We start from the raw sequence: 25,425 nt of genomic DNA, 5'->3' as shown, positions 1-25,425 counted from the left end.
CATTGAGCTATTGAGCCGCCCGCTGGAAGCAACGGAGCGAGCCTCGCCGTTAAAAATCTGGCCCGGCATGCAGCCTGCCGGGCACTGCGTGATCAACCGCCAACGGCAGTGCATAACTCGACCAGCGTGCCATCCGGGCAACGAACATAAGAGACAATCTGCCCCCACGGTTTTGATTTCGGCGGTGATAGCTCTGTCGCACCCGCCTGCACGGCAACTTTGTGAGCAGCCGCTACATCAGCGGTTATAAAGGCAATCTCGATGCCGAGGGGTTTAACAGAGTCGTGAGCTGCGACATGACCGGTGGAGAAGTTATCTGCACCCAGTTCATGCGCGGCAAAGGAGAGAGTCGTTTCGCCCGTTTCGAGCTCACCGTAGGTTCCAGACTCATGCAGGAAGCGACGAGAAAAACCAAAGGCCGTTTCGAAAAAAGCCAGGGATGAAGCCACATCAGGTACGTAGATGATCGTGTATCCAAATTTCATGAAGATCAGATTCCATTCCAGCGGCTTTGCTTGGCGCTCAGCCTCTAAGTGATCGTATCGCAAGCTCCGGTCTGATGCCCGTTGCTCAGACAGTTAGTTTTCCGACAGGGCCCATGGCGCCCAGGCCAACGTCGTATTGGTTTTCCATCAATGCTCGCCCTTCCAGTGTTTCATCTCTTCTTCAATGAAGTGATTGACCAGGTCGGTGTAGAGCTTTTCGATCGCCTCGGGACTCAGCCCCTCGATTTCTGCCCATTCACGACGCTTGGCCAGCATCGCGCTGAAGCGCTCCGGGGCACGCACAGAAGTTTCAGAGGTTTTGAATTTCGACGCGGCCAGCACGTATTTGAAGCGCGCGCCCAGCAGCTGGATCACGGCCCGATCAAGAAGATCGATTTCGCGCCGGATGTCTTCCATTCCTTTGCACTCGTCGGGGCGCATTTGATTAATCACTTCCATGTAGGTAGCTCCGGTTTATCGAAAAAAAAAGTGGGTTGATGCTACCTGCCCGATTTAAACACGCAGATCAGATCCCGTCAGTTGAACCAGCCCCCCAACGCGTTGCGTCTGCCACTCTCGACCGATACATTCCCCTTCACGCGGCCGCATCCTGTCGGCTGCGCTCGATACTTCTTTTTCCCACGGATGGAGTGCCCCGCGTGTTCTCAGCCTTCAACTTGAGCCACTACCGCCTGTCTGCCCTGTCGCTGATAGCTGCCGCTTTAACCCTCGCCGCTTGCAACGCCCCGCCTTCTGCGCCCTCCGTCACTGCGCTACCGGTCGCCCCGGAAATCGCTTCGGGCTACCGCACCGATATGCGTACGCAGAACGCCTCCCGCCATATGGCCGCGGCCGCCAACCCGCTCGCAGCCGAGGCCGGGCGTGAGATGCTGCGTCAGGGCGGCTCGGCGATCGATGCCGCGATTGCGATGCAAGCGGTGCTGACCTTGGTGGAGCCGCAATCTTCAGGCATTGGCGGCGGTGCGCTGATCATGCTCTGGGACGGCAAAGCAGTGCATGCCTATGACGGACGCGAAACCGCGCCGGCTGGAGCGACCGAAAAGCTCTTCCTGCAACCTGACGGCAAGCCGATGCCATTCACCCAGGCGCAAATTGGCGGTCGCTCGGTAGGTACGCCAGGCGTATTGCGCGCGCTGGAACTGGCCCATAAAAAACAGGGACGTCTGCCGTGGGCGCAATTGTTCGAACCGGCCATTCGCCTGGCCGAACAAGGCTTCCCGATCTCGCCGCGACTGCACACGATGATCGCGTCCGACCCGTTCCTGCCCCGCTCGCCTGACATGGTCAGTTATTTCCTGAATGCCGATGGCAGCCCGAAAGCCGTCGGCACCCTGCTGAAAAATCCGCCATTGGCGGCTGTACTGAAACGGATCGCCAAAGAAGGTCCCGATGCGCTTTATCGAGGCTCGATCGCCCAGGAGATCACCACCAAGGTTCAGGGCCACGCCAACCCTGGCAGCCTGTCGATAACCGATCTGCAAGGCTACTCCGCCAAAGAGCGCACGCCGCTGTGTACCGACTACAAACGCTGGCAAGTCTGCGGTATGCCGCCGCCGTCCTCGGGCGGGATAGCTGTCGCGCAGATCCTTGGCACCTTGCAGGCACTGGAAACACGGGACAGCCGCTTCGCCCTGGCGCCACTCAAACCCGTCAAAACCACCACCCCGGCCGGGATGGAACCTGCACCGCAAGCCGTGCACCTGATTGCCGAAGCCGAGCGCCTGGCCTATGCCGATCGCGGGCTTTATGTGGCTGATTCAGACTTCGTCGCCGTCCCGATTGCAGGCTTGGTCGCCCCCGGCTATCTGGCAAATCGGGCAGCCTTGATGGGTGAGCGCAGCATGGGCACGGCCAAGCCCGGAAACCCCGCGGGTGTCCAGGTGGCCTATGCTCCAGACCGCTCGCCAATGCGCATTTCCACCTCGCAGGTGGTCGCGGTAGACGACCTGGGTGGCGCCGTGTCGATGACCACCACCGTCGAAGCGGCCTTCGGTTCCCACCTCATGGTTCAGGGCTTCATGCTCAACAACCAGATGACCGACTTCTCGTTCATCCCGGAGGAAAATGGCCAACCCGTCGCCAACCGCGTCGAACCCGGAAAACGCCCTCGCTCCTCCATGGCCCCGACGTTGATTTTCGACCGCCAGAGCGGCGAACTGGTAGCCACTGTCGGCTCACCGGGCGGCTCGCAAATCATCGAATACGTGGCCAAGTCAGTGGTGGCCATGCTCGACTGGAACATGGCCCCGCAAGCCGCCATCAGCCTGCCCAACTTCGGCAGTCGCAACGGCCCGACCGAACTCGAGCAAGGGCAATTCACACCGGCGCTGGTGCAGGCACTCAAAGACAAAGGGCATGCCGTAAACCAGATCGACATGACCAGCGGCACCCAAGCCATCGTCCGCGTCCGTGATGCTCAAGGTAACGCTTCATGGGCCGGTGGCGCTGATCCGCGACGTGAGGGGGAAGCGCTGGGGGATTGAGGGCCAACATCCCCATTAGCGCCGCTCCGGAACACGCCTCCAAGCTGCTACAGCTTGCAAAGAAACTCACATTGGATGCGGCGATAGAACCGGATGCCGGCCGCTATGCTTGGGCATCTCACTATTGAGGTGAGATGGGGAAAGCACTTAAGGATGACGTGCATTGATCTGTCCATACCGCGGGCTCTCCCTCAAGCAGACTTGCCACAGTCCCAAGATGGGACTAGGATCATGACATGAGAATTATCGCCATCAGCCACCTGAAAGGGTTCTGGGAAAAATATCCTGACTCGGAACAAGCTTTTCTGGCCTGGATTGACGAAGCCAAGAGCGCGAAGTGGTCGAGCCCTGCGGATATAAAGGAGCACTTTCGCAATGCCAGTATTCTCAAAAGCCGCAGAGTCGTATTCAACATCAAAGGTAATGACTATCGGCTCGTCGCTGCTGTCGCCTACCGTTTCGGCGCCATTTACATAAAGTTTGTCGGCACCCACAAGCAGTACGACGCTATCGACGCCGACACCGTTGAAATGGAGTAACCACTATGAATATTCGCCCGATTCACACAGATCAAGACTACCGTGCAGCACTCAAGGATGTGTCTGCGTTGTTCGACAACGAACCAGAGCCAGGCACCCCTGAAGGTGACTACTTCGACATCATGATCACCCTTATCGAAGCCTATGAGTCGAAGCAATTCCCCGTCGACCTGCCCAACCCTATCGATGCGATAAAATTTCGCATGGAACAGTCCGGTTTATCCGCGGCTGATCTGGTACCCGCCATTGGCCGGACCAACCGGGTCTATGAGGTGCTCAATGGTAAACGCGCGTTAACGCTACCCATGATCTGGAAGCTGCATGAGCTGTTCGGTATCCCCGCAGAAAGCCTGATCAAGCCGGTAAAAATGGCTTGATCGGTGCGCTAAAACCCTCGATACCGCGGCTCAACGCTCAGCAAAGCGCATATGGATCAACGCCACTCGCTCGCCCTGTTTGTTTTTGCGCTCCTCGATCGAGTAAGGCGTAAACCCGAGTTTTGGATAAAACAGCAGCCCCGCCACGTTCGTGTTGAAACAAGACAACGTCACCTCGGCAGCCCGGTGTTTACTCAGGGCGATCTCGATCATGTGCTTGATCAGATGACCGCCGATTCCGCCCGCGCGCATTTGCGGATCGATGATGACGTTGCCAATGGTGCAGACCCCCTCGGTTTCCCACCGGTAAAAGTTGGCGAAACCAACCACTTGCCCGCCTAGCTCGATGACAGTCGAATCTGATCGCTGGGCGATCGAATTACGCAGTTGCTCATGGGTCAACGGCCAGGTGGCCGCCGGGAAGAAGAAAAATAATTCCTCCTCGTTCCGGGGAAAACTGCAGATCCGTGGAATGTCCTGTTCTTCTACCGGTCGGTAGCCAAGATTCATTTTTCAGTCTCCTAGACCGTATCGTCGTTGTTCTTCACTGCGAACCGCTCTCAGTGATTGGCCAGCAAATGCCCGCCAAACAGCACGTAGCAACTGCCTGCGAACCGATCCAGCCATTTGCGAGAGCGGCTATACACGCCCGCAACACGGTTACTGGCAAAAAGCATGGCCACGCTGCAATACCAGCAGAACGACAACGTCGACATGGTGATGACCGCCAGTGTCAGTAGCAGAGGCGGTGGCGAAGCGGGCATGGCAGTGGCGAAAATGGTGGCGACGAACAGCGCTGATTTTGGGTTGGTCATATTGCCCAGAAAACCCAAACGCCAGGCCGAGAACAGTGTGCGTTTTGGCTCATCCAACAGACGATTGTCGCTGCTTGCCGCCAGCGGTTTGCGCTTGAACAGCTTTAAACCCAGGTAGATCAGGTAACAGCCGCCGGCAATTTTGAAGGCCAGGTACAGCGTCGGCGCGGCGGCAAACAGCGTCTTGATGCCTAAACCTCCGGCCAGGCCCCACAACACGGTGCCAGTCGCCACGCCCAACGCGGCAAACACCCCATGACGACGGGAGCAACTGGCTGCCAGTTGCGCCGTGGTGAAGAAGTTCGGCCCCGGCGTAACCACCGCGACAGTCCACAGCAACGCCAGCGACAACAACGGGCCGGCGTACATCTGGTGTTGTAGCTCCATTGGACTAACCATCCTTGTGTTGTTGCCGTGAAGTCATGGCGCAAGGGTAACCGCGCCGGGGAGCAAACAGCTATGCTGAAATCATTGGCTGGTCATCGTTCTCTTTCATTTCAACTGATTAGCGCACGCTAAGGGAGATTGGTCATGAACGGTTTCCTGGTGATTTTCTTTACTCAGCAAAATCGTCGCCATCACGGAAAAATGCTGGGTGACTGGATCGTCGATCTAGCGAAAGAGATGGGGCTGCGCGGAGCCACTCTGGCAACCGCTATCGAGGGTTTTGGGCATACGGGTCGAATGCACTCTGCACATTTTTTCGAGCTTGCCGATCAGCCCCTCGAGATTCGTCTGGCGATTACCGAAGAAGAGTCCGTGCGCCTGTTTGAGCGCCTGGAGAGCGAGGATATTTTCTTGTTCTACATCAAAACCCCGATCGAGTTTGGAACGGTCGGTAAGAACACCGAGAAGGCCCCTCCCTCCTCCGATAACGGTGCAAGGAGTGGGGGGCGCCCCCCAAGACGCCTTTGACCCGATGAAGACAGCCGGGTCGCTGTACGTTACCGTACTTGTCATTGCGCACACAGCAAGGACAGCCCCCGATGGGCAAGCAAAACAACCGCACCGACTGGCTCCACCGCGCGTCCCACACCAGCAGCCTGGAGCGCATCGAAGCGTACTTCTCCGGTCACGCTTATGACCTTCACCGACACGATACCTATGCAATAGGCCGCACGCTTGCTGGCGTGCAAAGCTTTCAGTATCGCGGCGAGTGGCGACATAGCCTGCCGGGCGCAACCATGGTGCTGCACCCGGATGAAGTCCACGACGGCGAGGCTGGCACCGAGGACGGCTTCAAATACCGAATGATGTATATCGAGCCGGCGCTGATTCAGCAGATGCTCGGTGGCAAGCCTTTGCCCTTTATCAAGACCGGCCTGTCTGACGATCCACGGCTGTACGCAGCGACGAATGTGTTGCTGCAGAGCCTGGATTGCCCCCTTGATCCGCTGGAAGAGCAGGACGCGCTGTTCGACCTGGCGAATGCCCTGAGTGCCGTGTCCGGTGTGCCAACGACTCGCCAGAGCTTCGATTACCTGGCGGCGGAACGGGCGCGGGAATTCATGCACAGTGCGCTGGAGCGTACGGTGACGCTGGATGAATTGGCCGAGCACAGCGGTCGGGATCGCTGGGGCTTGTCGAGAGACTTCCGCTTACTGTTCGGCACCAGCCCCTATAGATATCTGACCATGCGCCGCCTCGATCTGGTCCGCTCATTGCTGATACAGGGCCAGCCGCTGGTCAACGCCGCGCTGATCGCCGGTTTCACCGATCAAAGCCACATGACCCGACAGTTCAGCAAAACCTACGGCCTGTCGCCCGCGCGCTGGTTGAAAATGCACGGGCGCTGAAGACTACACAATCGTACAAGAAACACACGGCTGCCCTGGTTATCGTCGGCTCAAGATCAACCAGCGGATGAACCTCATGGAACACTATCAAAGCCTGAACTTTGCGCAAAAACTCAGCCTGTTCAACGAGCAGTGGACGCCCAGGGTCATCGCCGAAATGAACGACTACCAGTTCAAGGTCGTGAAGTTGCAAGGGGATTTCATCTGGCATGAGCATGCCGACACAGACGAGACCTTCATCGTGCTTGAAGGTCAGCTGCGCATCGACTTTCGCGATGGCCAGGTGTCTGTGTCCCAGGGCGAAATGTTTGTCGTGCCCAAGGGCGTCGAGCACAAACCCTATGCCGAGCATGAGGTCAAACTGCTGCTGATCGAGCCCAAAGGCGTCTTGAACACCGGGCATGAGGGTGGAGAGCGGACTGCGGTGAATGATCTGTGGATTTGAAGTCCACAGGGGGTCATGCGGCTATGCCCCCGCCAACCGCATTTACGTCGCCAACTGATTGGCAAACTGCCCCACCGCGCTGACCACTTTCTGCGCGCCGTCCTGAATCTCGACAATCACCGTGCCTGCTTCGGCGGCCAATGCCAGGCCTTGTTCAGCCTGGAGTTTGCCGTCGCTCATCAAGGCCACTGCGTCGCGCGCCATGTCCTGGTTCTGGCGCACTACACCGACGATTTCGTCGGTAGCCTTGCTGGTGCGCGAAGCCAGTTGCCGGACCTCATCGGCGACCACCGCGAAGCCCCGACCTTGCTCGCCGGCACGGGCCGCCTCGATCGCGGCGTTGAGCGCCAGCAGGTTGGTCTGTTCGGCGATGCCGCTGATGGTTTTGACGATGGTGCCGATCACCAGCGATTGCTCGTTCAGCGCTTCGATACCTTCGCCGGCCTGTTGCATGTGCCTGGCCAGATCGCGCATCACATTCACCGCCTGAGTCACCACTGTGGTACCGCGCTGGGCGCTGCTGTCAGTCTGCAACGAAGTGCTGTAGGCGATATTCGCGGCTTCGCAGACGGCTTGTTCCTGATTCACCTGATCGGTGATCACCGTGGCGAACTTGACCACTTTGTAGAGCTTGTCATTGGCGTCGGTCACCGGGTTATAAGAGGCCTCCAGCCAGACCACGCGACCATGGCTGTCGATGCGTTTGAAACGCTCGGCAACGAACTCGCCGGCGTTCAAGCGCTTCCAGAACGCCTGATACTCCGCGCTGTTGTACTCCTCCGGCGCGCAGAACGTGCGGTGATGTTTACCTTTGATCTGCGCCAGGCTGTAACCCATGCCGTTGAGAAACCGGTCATTGGCCGTCAGCACGATGCCGCTCATATCGAACTCGATCACCGCCGTTGAGCGCACCAATGCACCGATCAGGTTTTCATGTTCACGGGAAGCTTCAATGGTGCGGGTCAGGTCACTGGCGTAAATCGAAAAATTTTTGATCCGCCCGTCCGAGGATCGAACCGGTTGCACGATCGAGCGCAGCCAGGCTTCGTTGCCGTTACCTCTGAGCAAACGAACCGTACCGGCAAAGTGCTCGCCACGGGTTAGTGCGGTCTTGAAACGATGGTGAAACTCATCCGACTTCACATGGGCCGGAACGATATCTTCAATATGCCGCCCGAGTACTTCGCTGCTCTTGTAGAACATCTCTGCGATGAAATTCTGATTCACCGATTGAATGCGTCCATCGGGATCAAGGGTGATGACCAGCATCTCGCTTTCCAGACTTTCTTTCACTTGCACAAGGCTGGAGAGTTCTTCGCGAAGAGCCGACAGCTCCTGCTTCAAGCGTTTGTTGAACATGGGGAATGCACCGATGGGCAAAATTGAGAGCTGCGTAACTCTAGCCATCGGCCACGAAAAACTTTTCTGAAGAGCGACTCAAGTTTGCCCTGCAAAAATAATGGCTATTTGCCTTTTCAGGCTGGAAAACCCGAATATCCTTACGGACCCAACGCGCTATAGTGGGGCTGACAAACAATCCGCGGCTATCCGGGAGCCCCGCAATGGAACGTTCACGCAAAGCGCTATTCGACGGTATCGCCAAAGAGCTCGGCCATAGTTTCGACGGTGAAATGCGCATCGGTGGCAACTATGTGCCTGCAGTGCAAAACGGCGATGAGGTGTACGTCAGCGGCCAGATCCCGCGTATCGACAACACTGTCATGGTGGTCGGCCGTGTGGGCGCAGAAGTCTCTCTGGAGCTGGGTCGGCATGCCGCAAGAATCTGCACCATGCGCGCGCTGGCCGTCCTGGGTCAGTTGCTCGGTGATCTGGACCGGATCAAGAAGGTTTTGCGTATCAATGTCTATGTCCAAAGTGCGGCGGACTTCACCCAGCAAAGCGAAGTGGCGGACGGTGCGTCTGAAGTTCTCTACTCGATTTTTGCCGAAGCCGGCGTCCACACCCGAACTTCAGTGGGCGTTTATCAACTGCCCAAAAATGCTTCCGTTGAAGTCGACATGATTGTGGCGCTCGAGCCTGCTGAGGCTCCTCATGAGGAAGCAGAAGACTGATTTACCCAGCGGCATCTGTTGAGCGGGAAGCAAGGCTTGAGCTCAGCGTCGCCCTCTTCGTCATGAGTCGTAGTGGCTGATGATGGTTCGATTGGGCAGCTCGGCAGAGGGGAGTGTCTCAGACATGTAATCTCTGGGTCACGGGGGCGTTTAATCAGAAGCGTGGGGATGATGGTGCTAACGATTGAGTTTGAGGCGGACGGAACATTACTAGATGTGCATAACAAATCGCGCATCAAGCTTACTCAGCAGTTCGAAGGTGTTCATATAAGGAATGCCGAACAGCTTGCACACATTCGGAATCGTGTATTTGCGTTTGATATCCGGGTTGTAGACCTCATGTGTAACCACCACCGCACCTGTGGTCATCGCCTTCGCAATTAGCCATGGGTCTGCGCCGCTGAGAAATTCGTCCAGAGCCCCGGCTTTCATTACAGCGGCCTGTTCAGCAATTCTCGTAACAATATTCGCAAAGGCGACCTGAGTATCTGCGTCGCTCGCCTCTTGAAAAATGATCGAATTTTCCTTGACCCATTTGGTCAGCTCATCATTGCCCTTGGCTAGTTCATCCCGAACGGGAACGATGCTGGCAATCTCCAGGGCTTGATGCTGATGAAGCAACCACGACCAATAGCCTGGGCAGATAGACATGCCGTAATAGCGGTTTTTGGCTTCAATAAGGGTATTGGAATCCAATAGATGCTTCATGCCGGTAACTTACTGGCATAGGACTTCAATTTCGCAGGCTGTACCCCCAGCAATTTGCCGGCATCACGCAGCAGAATGCGGCCACTCTGCGCCTCGGCCAATACGACCTTACTCAAGCGAGTGCTGTTTCTGGTCGCGGCAGTCCGATAGTAATCACCACCACTGCCCTCTTTATCTCGATACGCTTGCAGTATTTTCCGGTAATAAGCGCCGTACTGTTCGGTGGTTATGTAGTCTAAATCCCGCGCACGGCGTGCGATAACCAATGTACTCACGCGAAAATGAGTGGCTAACGGAGCAAGGTTTTCTTCCCAGCCGATTCCGGAGACCCATTCAGCTCGGAAAGCTTCTTCCGGGGCAAGGAACTCCCCGGCGACCGCATTGCAGAACGCTTCTTCATGTCGATCACTGTGACTGCTGCCATCGGAAATACCGCTACTTCCAATCCAGATATGCGCCAGCTCATGCAAAAGCGTGAACAATCTGGCGGTGGGTGCATCTGCACTGTTGATGAACACCACGGGGGCCAAGGGGTTGCTTATCGCAAAACCACGAAACTCACTGACATCCAGTTTTCGGTGGGTATTGCCCAGTGCAACGCCACTGCGCATGACCAGAATACCAACCGTCTCTGCAGCTCCAATTAGAGCCCGCATGTAATCTTCATAACTTAAGCGCGCGGCCTCGTCGCCTACACGCAGTACCCGACGGATATCGGCGACCACCTCTTTGAGAGGCGAACGGCTAGTGAAGCTACCGACAAAAGGTAAAGGTTCTCGCTCATGATCCTGTAAATACTCCAGATACCAATCTTGCTTACGCAGGACGTCCTTGACGGTATCCATCAGGTTCAGGCTGGGCTGAGAGGGAGAAACACCTCCTACAGTGCGCAGATCAGGTAACGGCAAACGTTCGGCTGGAGGCTCCTTCAGAAAGAGGAAGCCAAAGGGTACATGGGCGATGGAAGCCCACTTTTGCGCTTGATTGAAAGTCGGCAAGCTCTTACCTGCTTCCCACTCTTTGATCTTTTCCGGCTTGACAGGAAACCCTTTGGCTACCTGAACCTCAGACAGACCTGCCCGCAGTCGAGACCAAGACAGGATGGCGGGGTTGATGAAGGCGGACTGGTTCATAAAGGGGCGCGCGTAAGACTGGAAGAGAAAAGGGTCATTTCGTTGATATCCGTAATCCATCTCGGAACGTTGATAGAGCGTTTTGCATGAGTCCAAAAACCAGGCCCCATCGCTCTGTTCATCGCCATAATCCGTGGCCGAAAAGCTGTAATTGGTTGGGCGTGACTATAGGAGTGGCTGCACAGGTCGTCAATTGATAGCCCATAAGTGCCACAATCTCGACAAACACAAGTGGCGGGAAATTCCCGACGTTTAAATGCGTAAGTTGATTTGTCCTTAATATCGCCTCGCGGGCAAGCCTCGCTCCTACAAAGATTGCATAATTCCTGTAGGAACGAAGCTTGCCCGCGATTGGTTTCAAGCCGGACGTTGCATCCGCAAGGACTCGTCCACACGACTCCCAACCCCAGCCACACGCGAACCAAAATACGCCGCGCTGCCGACTCCAATCGCCCCCATTACCGCGCAGTAGATCACGCACACCCACGGGCTCCAGGGCATCAAACCGATCAGCAACAACGGCGTAATGCTCGCCCAGAGTGCATAAGCGATGTTGTAGGTGAAGGAGATTCCGGAGACGCGGATCCGCGCAGGAAACAGGCTGACCATCACCGAAGGCACCGCACCGACCACGCCACAGCTCAGGCCGGCCACCGCGTAAGCGAGACCAATCCAATTGCCGCCAGCGATCAGGCAGGAGTAGAGCACGCCTATACCCAACGGCAGCAGCAGGCTGTAGAGCATGACCGTGCGCCAGGCGCCGATGCGGTCGACGATCAGCCCGGCCAGTACGCAGCCGATGTTCAGGAACACGATGCCCAGGCTGCTCAGGGCAAAGGTATGGCTGGCGGTCATACCGAAGGTTTTTTGCATCATGGTCGGGGTGATCACCACAAACACCACCACGGCTGAAGTCAGCACGCAGGTCAGGATCATCGCTGGCAGCATGGCCCGACGATGGTCACGCAGCACGGTGCGCAGCGGCAGTTCGACATCGGCTTCACGACGGGCCTGCATCGCCATGAACACTGGCGTCTCGTTCAACCAGCGACGCAGCCAGACGCCAATCACACCAAACACTCCGCCCAGCAGAAACGGATAACGCCAGGCGTAATCGAGGATTTCTGTCGGGGTATAAACCTGCGCCAGCAATGTCGCAGTCAGTGCGCCGATCAGGTAGCCGAAGGTCAGCCCGGCCTGCAAAAACCCCAAGGCATAGCCGCGATGGCCTGCCGGAGCATGCTCGGCGACGAACACCCAGGCGCTCGGCACTTCGCCGCCCACCGCCGCGCCTTGCAGCACCCGCAGCGCCAGCAACAGCAACGGCGCGAAATAGCCGATTTGAGCGTAGGTCGGCATGATCCCGATCAGCAGACACGGCAATGCCATCATCAAGATGCTCAGGCTGAAAACTTTTTTTCGCCCCAGCTGATCGGCGAAATGCGCCATCAAGATTCCGCCCAGTGGCCGCGCCAGGTAGCCGGTGACAAAAATCCCGAAGCTTTGCAGCAAGCGCAGCCATTCGGGCATTTGCGGCGGAAAGAACAGCTGGCTGAGGGTCAGCGCGAAAAATACGAAGATGATGAAATCGTAAATTTCCAGCGCACCACCGAGGGCCGCCAGCCCCAGCGTCTTGTAGTCCGACCGGGAAAATGGCGCCGGTCGCGAATCGGTAATGGCAGTCATAAACAAACTCTGAATAGGCAAAACCACGGCGCCAATGGTCTACGCAAATGCCCGGAGGAACAACCCGATCAGGTCTCTGTGTTGGTTTTTAGCGGTTTTCTGTGCCTTGAATTAAACCGGGCGAAACCAATAACCGGAAAGATTCTCCTCACCCACTTCTTTGTCACCCATTACTGCTCCAGTATGGACATTCACCCCGTACAAACGGGGCCTCTGCTGACAAGGAGCCAAGCATGTTGAAACTTACAGGATTAGCCCTGACTGTCGCCGCCCTCACCCTGAGTGCTACCGCACACGCCGATGCCGACCTGAAGCTGGGCAGCACCGAGCGTGTTACCCGATTGTTCGCCTACCCCAACAACTGCGATGTGATTTGTTACCGTAACTGGACGCTGGAGCAGACTGTCGAGCACTACTTGACCCAAAGCGTGCAACGCGATGGCTACAGCGCGGCGAAGGTCAGCGTCAAAACCGACAACGATCAGCTTTACGCGAGCATCAGCGGCGTACCGAACAGCTACGCGAAACCACTGACAGCCCTGCTGGACGCCGGGGATCTGGCCTACAACGGCGCGAGCAAACTGAACGCCGACGGCAAGTGGGCTTATAGCTGGTATCTGTTCCTGCCGCTGGGAATGGCCCTGGAGAACCGCAAGAGTGTCGAGTTGCTGCACTTCCCGCCGGATTACTCACTGACCCAGGCGCAGGACTATCTGGAATCGAAGACCACCGACCGCTGGGCCACGTTGTTGACGGTCAACGGTATTCCCGTCGAACAGACACCAGGCTATCAGACCATTATCGACATCGCTCCGATTGCCGCGCCGTCCAACGCGGGCAAGGATCTGGAAGGCGTCTACGGCTACTTCACGGACTACCAGACCACCATGGTCAAGGAAGTCAGCCAGAACGCCAGCGGTGCAGCCTTGCCAATGGTTGCCTTCGGCGCTCCGGTACGTAACTGGATCAAGCAACAATATGGAGCGACCGTGAGTGTGCTGGGCCTGGCAGAGATCAGCCCGACCGAGGGCGTGAAGGTGCCGGTTTTGGGCTCCAATCACCCAAGTTATATCTGGTACGCGGCAGACCCTGAGACCTATGACGGCGATGAAGCCAAGGCCGATGCCGCCGGTTTGAAAGTCATGGGTCAGGATTTGAGTGCCGCGTGCTGGCAGGCCGGGATGGGCAGCAAGCCTGGAAGCGATCCAGGTGTGCAGTTGAAAAGTTGTACGCAAACCTGGCAAGTGACCCAGAAAGCGCAAACCTGTGAGCTGTTCTACACCTCGATCCGCAGTCTTACACCCGAGCAAGCTCAGGCCAAATGTTCGACAGCGCCAATCAAGGCTCAGCTGAACAGCCTGAAATCACCCGCTCCGAAGCCTTCGATGGCCACGTCGCAGCTGTAAAACCAGCGCCCCCAAGCCTGCGTCAGCCTTTGCTGACGCAGGCTGAGACGGTGACCGGCAGAGGTTAAACCGCTCCGACCGGACGCAATCGGTACTGCGGTGGCAGTTGCTCAAAGCCACTGATGGTTGTGTTCAGGCTTTTCCAGCGGCCGTCCTTGATGCCATAGATACAACCATGGACCGACAGGCTCTGCCCGCGATGCCAGGCGTTTTGCACGATGCTGGTGTGGCCGACGTTGGCCACTTGCTGGATCACGTTCAGCTCGCAGAGGCGGTCGACCCGCTCTTCTTCCGTAGCCAGCAGGGCCAGCGGTTCACGGTTTTCGTAGTAAAGGTCGCGAATCGAACGCAGCCAGCCGTCGATCAGACCCAACTGACGATCCTGCATCGAGGCGCGCACACCGCCGCAGCCGTAGTGACCGGTCACCAGAATATGTTTGACCTTGAGCACGTCCACGGCGTACTGAATCACCGACAGACAGTTGAGGTCGGTGTGCAGCACCACATTGGCCACGTTGCGGTGTACAAACAGGTCACCGGGCAGCATGCCGACGATCTCGTTGGCCGGCACGCGGGCGTCCGAACAGCCGATCCATAGGTATTCAGGGGTTTGCTGGCGAGCCAGTTTGGCGAAGAAGTCAGGATCTTCCTGGGTGATCGCATCGGCCCAGCGCTCGTTGTTATCAATCAGATCTTGTAGTTCGTTCATGCTGTGAAGCCTCAAGAGTTGATGCACTGCTTTGACAGACGACCGCCGGTCTGGGTCACGCTCAATGACAGATAGCCAAACGGGGAAATACGGTGGAATCTTAAAGGGTAACGCCTGTCCCACCTAATAGGCCCCCACATTATGGATAATTACCATGACCGAATCACGACGTCCCTACGGCGCGCCGCAACCTCAGCCGATTGATGACGACGAAGATCGCATGGGGTCGATGGACGAGCTGCACTTCGATGAAGACGAGTCCAGCGACCGCATTGCCGAGCTGACGCCTGAGAGCGAACGCCAGCAGGAACCACCGCCCAAGCGCGGCCATGAAGCAGGCATGACTGGTGCAACGACGCCGGACCATGAATCAACCGATGACGACCTCAGCGCCGAAACAATGATCCTTGAAGACGGAGCGCGCGATGGCAATGAAGCCGGCGAAGACGAACCAGCCGACTGGGATCTGAGCATCGTCGATGAAGACGACATCGGCGGCGGCAATGGTCTGGATGAGGCCGAAATGGCCGAACAGGACCCTGTGGATGGTAATCGGTAGCGCGGAACCGGACATTCAATGTTGGCTGAAATGACGCCTTCGCGGGCAAGCCCGCTCCCACATTGGTTCGTGCCAGCAGCAGATTTTGGGATTGACCCCATAATCTGTGGGAGCGGCGGTGCGGCGATCCGACTTGCCCGCGAAGCTTTCAAACCTTTCAGTCGACCAACGTGCACGCCATGACCACTGCGTCTTCACGCCCGCCCACTGCCGGGTAGTAGTCGCGCCGACGGCCGATTTCATTGAAGCCGTAGCGCTCGTATAACCGAAAGGCCGCCCGGTTGCTGTCACGCACCTCCAGGAAACATTCCCGCGCCTCTGCCTTGTAGGCAATGGACATCAACTGCTCAAGCAACGTCAAACCCAGGCCACGGCCCTGGCTCTCCGGTTTGACGGTGATGTTCAGCAGATGGGCTTCATCGAGAATGATCTGCACCACCCCGTGCCCGACCTGCTGCTGGCCTTCGAACATCAGCCATATCTGGTATTTGCCCAGGCCATCAAGAAAAATGCCACGGGTCCAGGGATGGCTGTACGCCGCGTATTCAACTTTCAGTACAGCGTCGAGATCCGCCTCGGTCATTGGGCGGAATGATACAGCATCACTCATTCGATTCTTTCCAGCGCGCCATCAGCCGACGCATGGCTTGCCAGACATCAGCCTTACGCTGTGGCTCTTCCATTAATAATTCCAGGCCGGGTAGCGCCCAGACCGAGCCCAGACCTTCGACCTGAAGTTCTCGAGTGTAGGATTGCGCATCCGCCTCACCGGCAAAACGCACTGCCGGCAGGCCGATCAGCCACAGACAGACGCACGGCGCATCTTCAAGGCGCGCCGAAACAAAACCTTGCACAAAGTCGCGCGCAGCTTCTGGACCTTGATCCATCGTGCCTCGCACCAGCAATGGCCAGCGCACCGGCTCGCCAACGATTTGCGGGCTGTCCGGCAGACCGGCGGCGCGCAGCATGTCTTTGAGCAGCAAATAGGCAGGATCGCGGGTCTGGAAGGCTTCACCTGTGGGTAACTCCACCAGCAGCAGGCAAGCACCGGCCCGCAGCAGCTGCAAGGCGAAACGTGGCGGCGGCACTTGTGCTGCCTTGACCGCGGCTGGGGTCGCCTCTTCTTCGACCTTGGCGTTCGTGCGCGTGCTGGCCAACGATGGACGCGGCACCTCGATTTTCACCCGTTCGGCCGGTTTGACCACGGGCTCCACCGGCGCATCAGCTACTGGAGCCGGCGCAACCGGGGCGACGACCAGCGGCTCGGGCATTTCCAGCAGCTCGGGGCGCGAGGGCGCAGCAAAGGGCAACTCGGTGCGCGGCAGCCAGTTGACCACCTGCATGGCGGTCAAATAAGCGCGGCGACGGGACTCGATAAGCAAAGTTCGGCCACTTGTGGATAACTAAAGTGCGGTGATTCTACCGCCCTTCGCTCAAGATCGCCCACGCTTGATCGATAGAAAGCCGACGGCCCGTCCCGAGAGTGAATCGCAACGGGCGTGATGCAGTACAATCGCCGCTTTTAATCGCCAACCAGCCGGCCATTCCGATGATCGAACCCAAGCGCGTCTTGCGCGCCCTCGCCGAACACTGGGCACTCCTGGAGCCACTGTGCGAGCACTTCGACCAAGGCACTTTGAGCCTCAACGAACTGCGTTCACAGCTGGCCGCTCAGCAATTGGACAGCACCCCACAGGACATCACCAGCCTGCTGGACGTGTGGATCCGCCTGGATATTCTGGTTCCCGTGGCGAAAAGCCCGAACCGTTTCGAGCTGAACGCGCAGATCCACGACTTCCTCGCCTACCTGCGGCGGGAACACCGTCTGGGCCTGTGCCTGGAAATCGAAGCCTATCTGCGCCATCTGGAGCGGTTGGCCGGTTACATCCAGGACGCCTTCGACATCCGCGACGGCAGTGACCTGGCGCGCCAGTTGCGTTTGCTGGACATGCGTGTCCGGGATGTCCTGAAAAAACTCGCCAACGACGAACAGGCCCTGGTGGCGGTCGCGGAGCGGGCCAAGACCAGCGACCGGCAGATCCCGCTGCGTCAGCGCTACGCCGAAGTCCTGGCGACCTGGGACGAGTACGTCGAGCCGATGATCCAGCTGGTGAACGCCGACGGCGCCTTCGAACAGGGCGTGCGCAAGGTCGAGAATGTACTGCTGCGCATGCTCAGCGAACAGCAGCGCCTCGGCCATCTGGTCGATGACGACATGCTGCTGCGCACCCACGCGCGCATTCTCGAAATGCAGACCAGCGCCCAATTGACCCTGCGTCACGCCCGGGAACTGCTGCTGCCGTTGCGCGAAGAAGCTCGCCGGCACAACGCCGTGACCCGTGGCGCGGCACTCGCGCTGTCGGCCATTCGCCGCAAAGGTATCGATGCGGTGCCGCAAGCGGCGATGCCGATGTTCACCCGGCCGCAAAGCACCTTCCTCGGCAGCGCCAGCCAGGTCGAAGCCTATGTTTACGCCCTGGCGCGTTTCGAGCCCAAACCAGCGCGCTTCCCCAAGGCGCACAAGACTCAAAAAGGCGAGCCCCCGCGTGCGCCACGCACCGTTCGCGAAATGCTCGAGCGTTGCGAAGACGCCCTGCCGATGCCGGACCTGATGACCTGGCTGCTGGAGCAGGAACCGGACGGCGCCACCGACGAATTGCTGTATTGGTTCTCGCGCCTCTCGCGGGAGAAACGCTTCAAACGCGAGCGTCTCGAACGTCGCGACTACCACACTCACGAGCACCAGGTCAGCCTGCGCTCCTTCGCCCTGCTCCCGGCCCGCATTGACGCGCCCGAGAATTCTGCGAGCACTCCCCATGCATCTTGATCTATCCGAACTGTCCCAGCTGGCGCCGATTTTTCGCGAGCTGTTCAAGGGTTACCACGTCAGCCGCCGCGATCCCGAGCTGTACGCGCAACTGTCGAACTTCCAGGATCAATACCGCACGCTGTTCAAGGCGCTGGGCTTCGAGTTGGTCTGCGACACTCGCGGCTTCTACTACTTCGTACCGGACCTGGCCGCCGCGGCGGTGAACAAGACTGCGCAACGTCTGGCGCTGTTCACCTTCATCATCGTCGAGCATCTGGCGGATCAGGGCCGCGACCCGGTTGCGGTCCTCGATGGCGGCAGCCTTGGCCGTGATGAATTGCCGTCGTTGCTGGAAAAATACCGCGACCTGTTCATTCAGGCCGAAGTGCAGACCCAGGAAGAGCTGGAAGAAAAGATCATGCGCCGCATGACCCAGCTCGGTTTCGCCAGCGAAGAAAACGGTATCTACCGCTTCCTGCCGCCGATGCACCGCTTCCTCGATGTTTGCCTGTCGGTGCAGCAGGACCGCGATTTGGCCGCCAGTCTGCACAGTGTTCTGCCGTTGCCGGCACCAGTGCTGATCGATGACGACAGTGACGAGAAGCTCCTGGAAACTGATGACCCACTGGATCTGGGCGAATTCAAGGCAGAGAGCGAAGAAGACGCCCTGGCCCGCGCCATTGCCGAAGAACAGGAGACCGACGCATGAGCAAGGAACGCTACGGCATTCGCCGCTTTGCCCTTTTGAACACCGCCGGTTACAGCCTCGGCCTGTTCCCGCTGGAAGAGCCGCTGTCGGTGTACGGCGCGAACAACCTCGGTAAATCCGCCTCGATCAACGCCCTGCAGTTCCCGATTCTGGCGCGCATGTCCGACATGAGTTTCGGCAAGTACAGCCTGGAACAATCCCGGCGTTTCTACTTTGCCTCGGACACCAGCTACATCCTCGTCGAAGTCGCCCTGCCCCACGGCCCACACGTGATCGGTGTGGTCGGTCGCGGCCCGGGCGGCGGATTCGGTCACCAGTTCTTCGCCTATGCCGGCAAACTGGACCTGGCGCACTACCAGAAAGACGACACCTGCCTGCGGCAGAAAGAGCTGTTCAGCAATCTCGAGCGCCAGGGCCTGAAAGCCTACGAGCTCAAGCCCGAAGAGTTGCGTCGATTGCTGGTAGGCGGTCACACCTCGATTCCGCTGGACCTGACGCTCATCCCGCTGCGCTCCACCAGTGAGCAAAGCCTCAAGACCTTCCGCGCGCTGTTCATCAACCTGCTGCACATGCGCGAAATCACCGCGGCCAAGCTCAAGCAACTGTTTCTCGACGCCTTCGAGCACAGCCTGCGCTCCGGCAGTGTCGACTACATTGCCGCCTGCGAAGAAGCCTTCCGTGACGTGCGGCGGATGGAGCAGGACTACAACTCGCTGGTCATCGCCGGTCCCCTGGTCGAAGCCCTGGCTGCCGGGGTCACGCAGCGCAATATCCTGCGCGGCAAGTTGCACCGGTTATCACCACTGCTCGACTCTTTGCTCGGCACCTGGTCGGACTACGCCAGTGCGCGCAAGGAAGAGCTGCTGATTCAATCCGAGCATTACCGCAATGAGCAGGACGCCCTGCAAAACGACCAACGCAGCAGCACTCAGGAACTGATGCGTCTGGAGCGGGAAATCAGCGGTATCCAGCGCTGGCTCGGCGAACTGTCGGTGCTCAAGCATCGCTTCGCCCTGGTCGATGACGTGAAGGTGCTGGAACAGCAGCTGCTGGCCGCCAAGGACGCTCACGATGAACTGGCCGGTGCCCTCGCGCAGTCCCGACAGTTCAGCGCCGAAGACCTGGAAGAGCGTCTGCGGGATCTGGAAAAACGCCTGAAATCAGTCAAGCAGCAACTCGATCACGCCGACAACAACAGCTATGCCCGCCTGCGCGAGGAGTTCTCGCAACAGGACGTCGAACGCCTGATGCGCCTGTTCAACAGTGCGCTGTTCAGCTTGCCGCTAGGCGAGCACGGTATCGCGCTGGACGAGAACGGCGAGTGGGTCAAATCCATGGAGCTGATCCTGGATGGCTTCAAGGGCGAGCGCTTCGAAGTGCCGGGTCTGTCTATCGATCTGTCGCATATCGAGCCGCCGGCGCTGCAAGCCTTGGCCGACCGTGCTGCGTTGCGCGATCAGAAAGAGCGTCTGGAAAAAGAACTCAAGCAACTGAAAACTCAAGCGGCCGTTGCGGCGGACCGTGCAGCCAGCAAGACCCAGACCGAAGCGCTGTATCAGCAAGTGCTGGACGCGCAGAAAGCCCTGGAAGATTTCCGTCGCGCGCAAACCCTGAGCGCAGAGGAAGGCGAGAAGCTGGAGAATCTGGCGCAGATGGAAGGCGCTCAGGATGAGCTGAAACGCTCAAGCGACGCCTTCACCGAACGCGTCCAGCAGCTGTCGGCCAAACTGCAATTGGTCGGTCGGCAGATCGGCGACATGGAAGCCAAGCAACGCACCCTCGACGATGCCCTGCGTCGCCGTCAGCTGTTGCCGGCCGACCTGCCGTTCGGTACGCCGTTCATGGACCCGGTAGACGATTCCATGGACAACCTGCTGCCGCTGCTCAATGACTATCAGGACAGCTGGCAAGGCTTGCTGCGCAGCGACGGGCAGATTGAAGCGCTGTACGCTCAGGTGCGCCTCAAGGGCGTGGCCAAGTTCGACAGCGAAGACGATATGGAGCGTCGCCTGCAACTGCTGATCAACGCATACGCGCACCGTACCGACGAAGCGCTGACCCTGGGCAAGGCTCGCCGCGCCGCTGTCACCGATATCGCCCGGACGCTGCGCAACATCCGCAGCGACTATGACAGCCTCGAACATCAGCTGGCCTTGTTCAACCGCGAGATCAACAAGCGTCAGGTGTCCAACCTGCAAAGCTTCCGCATCGTTCTGGCGCCGAACAAGGAAGCCCTCAAGCATATCGACCAGATCATCCACAGCGCCGGTCAATATGAAGAAGGCGAAACCCTCTCGGTATTCGACCTGAGCCAAAGCGCCGATCAAGACAACAAGAACGAAGAAGCCAAGGAGTACCTGGCGCGTCTGGTGGCGGCGAACCATAACCAGTTGGGTCTCAAGGACCTGTTCGAACTGGCGTTCGAGATCACCAAGGTCAACGGTCAGCCGGTCATTCACACCGACATCGATGGTGCGGCGTCCAACGGTACGACCATGACCATCAAGGCGCTGACCAACATGTACTTGTTGCTGCACTTGATGGATCGCGATCAGGCCGGGCGCATACGCCTGCCGTACTACCTCGACGAGGCAGCAGACATCGACGAGAAGAACCAGGCTGCGTTGCTGGAAACCAGCTTGCAACTGGGCTTCGTGCCGATTCTGGCCAGTGTGAAGCCACAGGTTTGCGCCCATGTCGCCATCGACCTGGAAGGCGGCAGCGGACCGAACGGGATCTACATCGATGAGGCGGACTGGAAGTATATTCGTCGGCATGACGAGGTGAAAACAATCGTCAATGTCCAGGCGGACGAACCGGAGCTGGATGCGGTCTGACGCTTAAATCGAAGCCAATAAAAAAGGCCGCGATCCAATGGATCGCGGCCTTTTTTGTGTGCATTTATCAGGTTTTCAACGGCCTTACGGGCCTCTTCGCGAGCAAGCTCGCTCCCACATTTAATCGGTGTCGTACACAAATGCTATGACCGACATAGATCCAATGTGGGAGCGAGCTTGCTCGCGAAGGCAGCACCGCAGAGCTCCCGGCTACTTGCCGATCGAGATCTTCGGCGCCCAGATCAGCCATTCATCTTCGTACTTGTCGAACAGCGGGAAGGTTTGCTCCGGTCTTGCCGGATTGCCCATGCGCTCACCATCCGGCGTGGCAAAGGCAACACCACCCTGAATCAACGTCTCCAGAGATTCGGTACGTACCGTCGCGCCCTTGAACAGGCCAATGTCCATCCCGAAACCGCTGGTGTTCCAGAATCGGCTGCCGCTGCGCACCAATGGCGCGTACTTCGGCTCGATCAGGATACGGATCAGCACCCGGTCCGCAGTCTGACCCAGCTCATAACCGGTAACTTTGCCCACGGTCACTTCTCGGTAAGTCACCGGCACACCGGCCTTCAGTGAACCACGGCGAGCGGCGCTCAGCACCAGACTCAACCCGGCTTCAGACACGGCCGATTCCGGTGGCAGGTTCAAAGCTGTAAAACTCTTTTGCGGGCCAAGATTTTTCGCGGCTGGTTGAACTTCCAGGTATTGCCCGGTGACCAGTGTTTCAAGATTGGAAGTTTTGATCAGCCCCAACTCCGGTTTGACCACCCAGAACTGGCTCCCAATCCGGGCAATGCGCTCCGGCACCTCGGTAATACGCGCGGTCAACAGTACCGATTGCAAGTCATCACTGAGATCGACGTCTTCAACCTTGCCGACATCCAATCCCTTGAAGCGGATCGGCGTGCCGATGCGCAAACCGTCAGCCCGATCGACCTTGATCGTCACGACGGCGCCCTTCTGCATTGCCTCTTCATGGTTGGCGAACAGACGGAAACGCGGAATACGCCTGCTCAGAGGGACGTTCGCCTCAGGCGTTTCAAAGGCGATACCGCCAGCCATCAGACTTTGCAGCGATTCGCTCTTGACCTGAATACCGCCCGTCAAACCACCTGACAACGTGATACCGCTGGCATTCCAGAATCGCGTCGAACCGTTGACCAGCCCTTCGTATTCTTTCTCGATATGGACGCCAATGACCAATTGCTTGCGCTTGCGCGAGAACTGATAACTCTGTACCGAACCGACTTTGACCTGCTTGTAGAGAATCGGGCTGCCGACCTCCAGTGAACCCAGGTTGTCGGTAAGCAGCACCATGTGCAGGCCCGGGGAGCGCAAGTCCAGCGGCGGTGCCTTGGCTCGCGCCTCGAACTCGCGTTGCGGTGCGCCACCCTTGTCACCGGGTCGGATCGCAATGTAATTACCTTTGACCAAGGCTTCCAGACCGGTGATACCGGCCAGCGAGATCGACGGCTTGACCACCCAGAACTGGGTGCCTTCTACCAGGTAATCCTCGGCCAGCGGATCGAGGATCAATTCGGCGCTCGCGCTGGACAGATCGGGATCTACTTTCAAGGCTTTCAAGCTACCGACCTGAATCCCCTTGTACATGACCGGTGTGCGACCGGCCTGCAATCCTTCGAAGTCACTGAGTTTCACCTTGACCCGGATACCGGCCTGAGCCGCTTCGAAGTCTTCATAGAGACGAAACGGCAGGCGCGGATCAGTGGGCGGACTGTCTTGGCGATTTTCCGGAGTGGCGAACGCGATACCACCCGCCACGATGCTGGCCAGAGACTCACTGCGCACTTTCACTCCAGACAGGTTGGCATCAATGCTGATCCCGCTGGCATTCCAGAAGCGCGTGTGTTTGCGCACCAGGTTGGCGTAGGTCGGTTCGATAAAGACTTTTAGCTCGACAGTGTTCTGGTCTTCAGACAACAGATAGCTCTTAACCTGACCGACCTGGATCTGCTTGTAGAACACCGGGCTGCCGCGATTCAGCGAGCCCAGGCGTTCAGCCTTGATGGTCAGGTGCAGGCCAGGCAGCGAATCCGATAACGGCGGCTCTTTCGCCAGGGCCTTGAACTTGCGGTCCGGCTCGCCCTCACCTGGGCTGACGGCAATGTAATTACCTGACACCAGCGTTTCGAGCCCGGTAATGCCGGCCAGGCTCACACTCGGTTTGACCAGCCAGAAACGAGTGCTGGTCCTCAGGTATTGCTCGAAATCCTTGTTCATCTCGACGGTGGCGATCACCCCCTTATTGTTGCCCTCACCATCGAGGGCCAGGGCTTTGACCTTGCCCACCGACATGCCTTTGTAGACCACCTCGGTCTTGTTTGCCTGAATGCCTTCGCCGCTTTCAAAGCGGACCTGGATTTCTATGCCGGTCTCATTGTAGGCACGCCAGCCCAACCAACCACCGATTACCAGGGCGATCAGGGGCAGGACCCAGATGGCCGACCAATTGGAAGCCGGTCGGGTTTTAGCTGTAGGCAAATCAGTCATGGTCGTCGTCCGACTCCGTGTTATCCCAAATCAGTCGGGGATCGAAAGTTACTGCTGCAAGCATTGTCAAAATCACCACACTGGAAAAAGCCACCGCGCCGAGATTAGCCTCGATGCTGGCAAGCCGACCAAAATTCACCACCGCCACCAGAATGGCGATCACGAAAATATCCAACATTGACCAACGGCCAATGAACTCGATAAACCGATACATGATGATGCGCTGGCGGGCCGAGAGTGGCTGGTGGCGTTGCACCGAGAACAATAGCAAACCGATGCCTACCAACTTGAAAGTGGGGACCAGAATGCTGGCAATGAACACCACTGCGGCGATCGGAAACATCCCATGCTGAACCAGTTGGATCACCCCCGACATGATGGTGCTGGGATCGCCCTGACCTAAAGAGCTGACGGTCATGATCGGCAATACGTTCGCCGGGATATAGAGAATTGCGGCGGTAATCAGCAACGCCCAGGTACGCATCACGCTATTGGGGCGACGTGCATGAACCAGCGCACCACAGCGAGTACAGACCTGCTCGTCGCTATCCGGTTCCTGCCTGTTCAACTCGTGGCATTCGATACAAATCAGAATGCCTGCATCAATCGCCCGCATGAGCATCCTCTCCTGATAATGCTTGCCAGATTTGATGAGGCGACATCACCACCTCCAGCCAGACCTGAACCAACAGCAAACTGATAAAACACACCAAGCCCAGGCCGACGGTGACCGCAGCCATGTCTGCCAATTTGACGATGGCCACCAATACGCCCATCAAGTAGACCTCGAGCATCCCCCAATCGCGTAGATGGTGATAAATGCGATAGAGCAACAAGCCATAGCTGCGGCCGATATTCCAGCGAATACTCAGCAACACGACTAGCTGACAGATCAGTTTGAGCAGCGGAATCGCCATACTGCAAAGAAATACCACTACAGCCACGCCTTGCATGCCGGTGTTGAACAAACCGACAACGCCGCTCCAGACGGTGTCTTGCGACGACTGCCCCAGGAGATTGAGCTGCATGATGGGTAAAAAGTTCGCCGGGACATACAACAGCAGTGCGGCGACGACCAAGGCCAGGCTGCGCTCCACGACATTATGTCGATTGGCGTACAACTCATAACCACAGCGCGGACATTCGGCTTTCTCGCCGCGTGTGAGCTGTGGCTTGCGCATCAGCAAATCACACTCATGACACGCCACCAAATCGTCCAGCGGTAAATCTGACACCCCTGAGGTGTCAACCGGATCAGGCATAAAAGGCTCTGGCTCGGAAAAAGATTGAGTCTATTCTGTAGGAGCCAGCTGCTCCTACAA

Annotated in this window: 26 protein-coding genes and 2 pseudogenes; 13 read left to right on the top strand and 15 right to left on the bottom strand. The window is 58.0% G+C overall.

Annotated features, from left to right (window positions below; all coding sequences use genetic code 11):
- Positions 1–92: 92 nt before the first annotated feature.
- Positions 93–485 (bottom strand): VOC family protein, encoded by a 393-nt coding sequence (locus AC3I0A_RS03860; protein WP_489376320.1) that lies wholly within the window; start codon positions 483–485, stop codon positions 93–95.
- 147 nt (positions 486–632) lie between these two features.
- On the bottom strand, positions 633–944 hold the full coding sequence (locus AC3I0A_RS03855) for an isochorismate lyase (protein WP_489376319.1): 312 nt from the start codon (positions 942–944) through the stop codon (positions 633–635).
- 200 nt (positions 945–1,144) lie between these two features.
- Here AC3I0A_RS03855 and ggt point away from each other — a divergent pair, with 200 nt between their 5' ends.
- The 4 genes from ggt (at position 1,145) to AC3I0A_RS03835 (ending at position 3,905) form a co-directional block, all read left to right on the top strand.
- On the top strand, positions 1,145–2,989 hold the full coding sequence (gene ggt / locus AC3I0A_RS03850; RefSeq protein ID WP_489376318.1) for a gamma-glutamyltransferase: 1,845 nt from the start codon (positions 1,145–1,147) through the stop codon (positions 2,987–2,989).
- On the top strand, positions 2,986–3,117 hold the full coding sequence (locus AC3I0A_RS03845; protein WP_489376317.1) for a DUF3077 domain-containing protein: 132 nt from the start codon (positions 2,986–2,988) through the stop codon (positions 3,115–3,117). Before ggt ends, AC3I0A_RS03845 begins: the two co-directional genes overlap by 4 nt.
- Before the next feature lie 108 nt (positions 3,118–3,225).
- Positions 3,226–3,528, top strand: a complete 303-nt coding sequence (locus AC3I0A_RS03840; RefSeq protein WP_489376316.1) for a type II toxin-antitoxin system HigB family toxin — start codon at positions 3,226–3,228, stop codon at positions 3,526–3,528.
- Between the two features lie 5 nt (positions 3,529–3,533).
- Positions 3,534–3,905: a helix-turn-helix domain-containing protein gene (locus AC3I0A_RS03835; RefSeq protein ID WP_489376315.1), complete on the top strand. Its 372-nt coding sequence runs from the start codon at positions 3,534–3,536 to the stop codon at positions 3,903–3,905.
- 30 nt (positions 3,906–3,935) lie between these two features.
- On the opposite strand, the gene AC3I0A_RS03830 is transcribed toward AC3I0A_RS03835, so the two are convergent.
- The gene (locus AC3I0A_RS03830) at positions 3,936–4,415 is read right to left on the bottom strand and encodes a GNAT family N-acetyltransferase (RefSeq protein ID WP_489376314.1); all 480 of its coding nucleotides are present in this window, start codon (positions 4,413–4,415) and stop codon (positions 3,936–3,938) included.
- A 50-nt stretch (positions 4,416–4,465) separates the two neighbouring features.
- Positions 4,466–5,107 (bottom strand): LysE family translocator, encoded by a 642-nt coding sequence (locus tag AC3I0A_RS03825; RefSeq protein ID WP_489376313.1) that lies wholly within the window; start codon positions 5,105–5,107, stop codon positions 4,466–4,468.
- A gap of 144 nt (positions 5,108–5,251) precedes the next feature.
- Between AC3I0A_RS03825 and AC3I0A_RS03820 the strand changes: the two genes are divergently transcribed.
- The 3 genes from AC3I0A_RS03820 (at position 5,252) to AC3I0A_RS03810 (ending at position 6,961) form a co-directional block, all read left to right on the top strand.
- Entirely contained in the window at positions 5,252–5,635 is a 384-nt protein-coding gene (locus AC3I0A_RS03820) for a DUF190 domain-containing protein (RefSeq protein ID WP_489376312.1), read from the top strand.
- 71 nt (positions 5,636–5,706) lie between these two features.
- Positions 5,707–6,516: an AraC family transcriptional regulator gene (locus tag AC3I0A_RS03815; RefSeq protein WP_489376311.1), complete on the top strand. Its 810-nt coding sequence runs from the start codon at positions 5,707–5,709 to the stop codon at positions 6,514–6,516.
- A 76-nt stretch (positions 6,517–6,592) separates the two neighbouring features.
- Positions 6,593–6,961 (top strand): cupin domain-containing protein, encoded by a 369-nt coding sequence (locus tag AC3I0A_RS03810; protein ID WP_489376310.1) that lies wholly within the window; start codon positions 6,593–6,595, stop codon positions 6,959–6,961.
- A 42-nt stretch (positions 6,962–7,003) separates the two neighbouring features.
- Here the strand turns inward: AC3I0A_RS03810 and AC3I0A_RS03805 are convergent.
- Positions 7,004–7,435 (bottom strand): annotated as a pseudogene (locus AC3I0A_RS03805) (methyl-accepting chemotaxis protein); the annotation flags it as partial.
- Positions 7,436–7,591: 156 nt separating this feature from the next.
- Positions 7,592–8,230: pseudogene (locus AC3I0A_RS03800) on the bottom strand (PAS domain-containing protein); the annotation flags it as partial.
- A gap of 293 nt (positions 8,231–8,523) precedes the next feature.
- On the opposite strand from AC3I0A_RS03800, the gene AC3I0A_RS03795 reads away from it, so the two are divergent.
- Positions 8,524–9,033, top strand: coding sequence for a RidA family protein (locus tag AC3I0A_RS03795; protein WP_489376309.1), 510 nt, complete (start codon positions 8,524–8,526; stop codon positions 9,031–9,033).
- Positions 9,034–9,243: 210 nt separating this feature from the next.
- Here the strand turns inward: AC3I0A_RS03795 and AC3I0A_RS03790 are convergent, their stop codons facing one another.
- The 3 genes from AC3I0A_RS03790 to AC3I0A_RS03780 all read right to left on the bottom strand — a co-directional run bounded on the left by AC3I0A_RS03790 (position 9,244) and on the right by AC3I0A_RS03780 (position 12,560).
- The gene (locus tag AC3I0A_RS03790; RefSeq protein WP_489376308.1) at positions 9,244–9,741 is read right to left on the bottom strand and encodes a DUF4411 family protein; all 498 of its coding nucleotides are present in this window, start codon (positions 9,739–9,741) and stop codon (positions 9,244–9,246) included.
- Positions 9,738–10,874 carry an XRE family transcriptional regulator gene (locus tag AC3I0A_RS03785; RefSeq protein ID WP_489376307.1) on the bottom strand — a complete coding sequence of 379 codons (1,137 nt, stop codon included), beginning with the start codon at positions 10,872–10,874 and terminating at the stop codon, positions 9,738–9,740. The genes AC3I0A_RS03790 and AC3I0A_RS03785 overlap by 4 nt, the downstream gene beginning before the upstream one ends.
- Positions 10,875–11,231: 357 nt before the next feature.
- Entirely contained in the window at positions 11,232–12,560 is a 1,329-nt protein-coding gene (locus AC3I0A_RS03780; protein ID WP_489376306.1) for an MFS transporter, read from the bottom strand.
- 233 nt (positions 12,561–12,793) lie between these two features.
- Here AC3I0A_RS03780 and AC3I0A_RS03775 point away from each other — a divergent pair, with 233 nt between their 5' ends.
- A complete protein-coding gene (locus tag AC3I0A_RS03775) occupies positions 12,794–13,966 on the top strand; it encodes a hypothetical protein (protein ID WP_489376305.1) in 1,173 nt (390 codons plus the stop codon).
- A 64-nt stretch (positions 13,967–14,030) separates the two neighbouring features.
- On the opposite strand, the gene can is transcribed toward AC3I0A_RS03775, so the two are convergent.
- Positions 14,031–14,675 carry a carbonate dehydratase gene (can, locus tag AC3I0A_RS03770; RefSeq protein ID WP_489376304.1) on the bottom strand — a complete coding sequence of 215 codons (645 nt, stop codon included), beginning with the start codon at positions 14,673–14,675 and terminating at the stop codon, positions 14,031–14,033.
- A gap of 154 nt (positions 14,676–14,829) precedes the next feature.
- On the opposite strand from can, the gene AC3I0A_RS03765 reads away from it, so the two are divergent.
- Positions 14,830–15,234 (top strand): serine kinase/phosphatase, encoded by a 405-nt coding sequence (locus AC3I0A_RS03765; protein ID WP_489376303.1) that lies wholly within the window; start codon positions 14,830–14,832, stop codon positions 15,232–15,234.
- A 157-nt stretch (positions 15,235–15,391) separates the two neighbouring features.
- On the opposite strand, the gene rimI is transcribed toward AC3I0A_RS03765, so the two are convergent.
- Both rimI and AC3I0A_RS03755 read right to left on the bottom strand, forming a co-directional pair.
- Positions 15,392–15,844, bottom strand: coding sequence for a ribosomal protein S18-alanine N-acetyltransferase (gene rimI, locus AC3I0A_RS03760; RefSeq protein WP_489376302.1), 453 nt, complete (start codon positions 15,842–15,844; stop codon positions 15,392–15,394).
- Positions 15,837–16,577: an energy transducer TonB gene (locus tag AC3I0A_RS03755; RefSeq protein WP_489378403.1), complete on the bottom strand. Its 741-nt coding sequence runs from the start codon at positions 16,575–16,577 to the stop codon at positions 15,837–15,839. The genes rimI and AC3I0A_RS03755 overlap by 8 nt, the downstream gene beginning before the upstream one ends.
- Positions 16,578–16,783: 206 nt before the next feature.
- Here AC3I0A_RS03755 and mksB point away from each other — a divergent pair, with 206 nt between their 5' ends.
- From mksB to mksF, 3 genes are read left to right on the top strand one after another with little or no spacing between them, the layout of a single operon-like run.
- Positions 16,784–18,061, top strand: a complete 1,278-nt coding sequence (gene mksB, locus AC3I0A_RS03750) for an Mks condensin complex protein MksB (protein ID WP_489376301.1) — start codon at positions 16,784–16,786, stop codon at positions 18,059–18,061.
- On the top strand, positions 18,051–18,752 hold the full coding sequence (gene mksE / locus AC3I0A_RS03745; protein WP_489376300.1) for an Mks condensin complex protein MksE: 702 nt from the start codon (positions 18,051–18,053) through the stop codon (positions 18,750–18,752). Before mksB ends, mksE begins: the two co-directional genes overlap by 11 nt.
- Positions 18,749–21,589 (top strand): Mks condensin complex protein MksF, encoded by a 2,841-nt coding sequence (mksF, locus tag AC3I0A_RS03740; protein ID WP_489376299.1) that lies wholly within the window; start codon positions 18,749–18,751, stop codon positions 21,587–21,589. Before mksE ends, mksF begins: the two co-directional genes overlap by 4 nt.
- Before the next feature lie 210 nt (positions 21,590–21,799).
- On the opposite strand, the gene AC3I0A_RS03735 is transcribed toward mksF, so the two are convergent.
- The 3 genes from AC3I0A_RS03735 to AC3I0A_RS03725 are packed head-to-tail and all read right to left on the bottom strand — an operon-like array spanning position 21,800 to position 25,365.
- Positions 21,800–24,103 carry a PqiB family protein gene (locus AC3I0A_RS03735; protein ID WP_489376298.1) on the bottom strand — a complete coding sequence of 768 codons (2,304 nt, stop codon included), beginning with the start codon at positions 24,101–24,103 and terminating at the stop codon, positions 21,800–21,802.
- Positions 24,096–24,719 carry a paraquat-inducible protein A gene (locus tag AC3I0A_RS03730; RefSeq protein ID WP_489376297.1) on the bottom strand — a complete coding sequence of 208 codons (624 nt, stop codon included), beginning with the start codon at positions 24,717–24,719 and terminating at the stop codon, positions 24,096–24,098. Before AC3I0A_RS03730 ends, AC3I0A_RS03735 begins: the two co-directional genes overlap by 8 nt.
- Positions 24,706–25,365, bottom strand: coding sequence for a paraquat-inducible protein A (locus AC3I0A_RS03725; protein WP_489376296.1), 660 nt, complete (start codon positions 25,363–25,365; stop codon positions 24,706–24,708). The genes AC3I0A_RS03730 and AC3I0A_RS03725 overlap by 14 nt, the downstream gene beginning before the upstream one ends.
- Positions 25,366–25,425: the final 60 nt, after the last annotated feature.

Source organism: Pseudomonas sp. KH_024_B2 (genome assembly GCF_057839965.1).
Note: the sequence above shows the minus strand (reverse complement) of the source record. Positions and strands in the feature narration are given on the sequence as shown.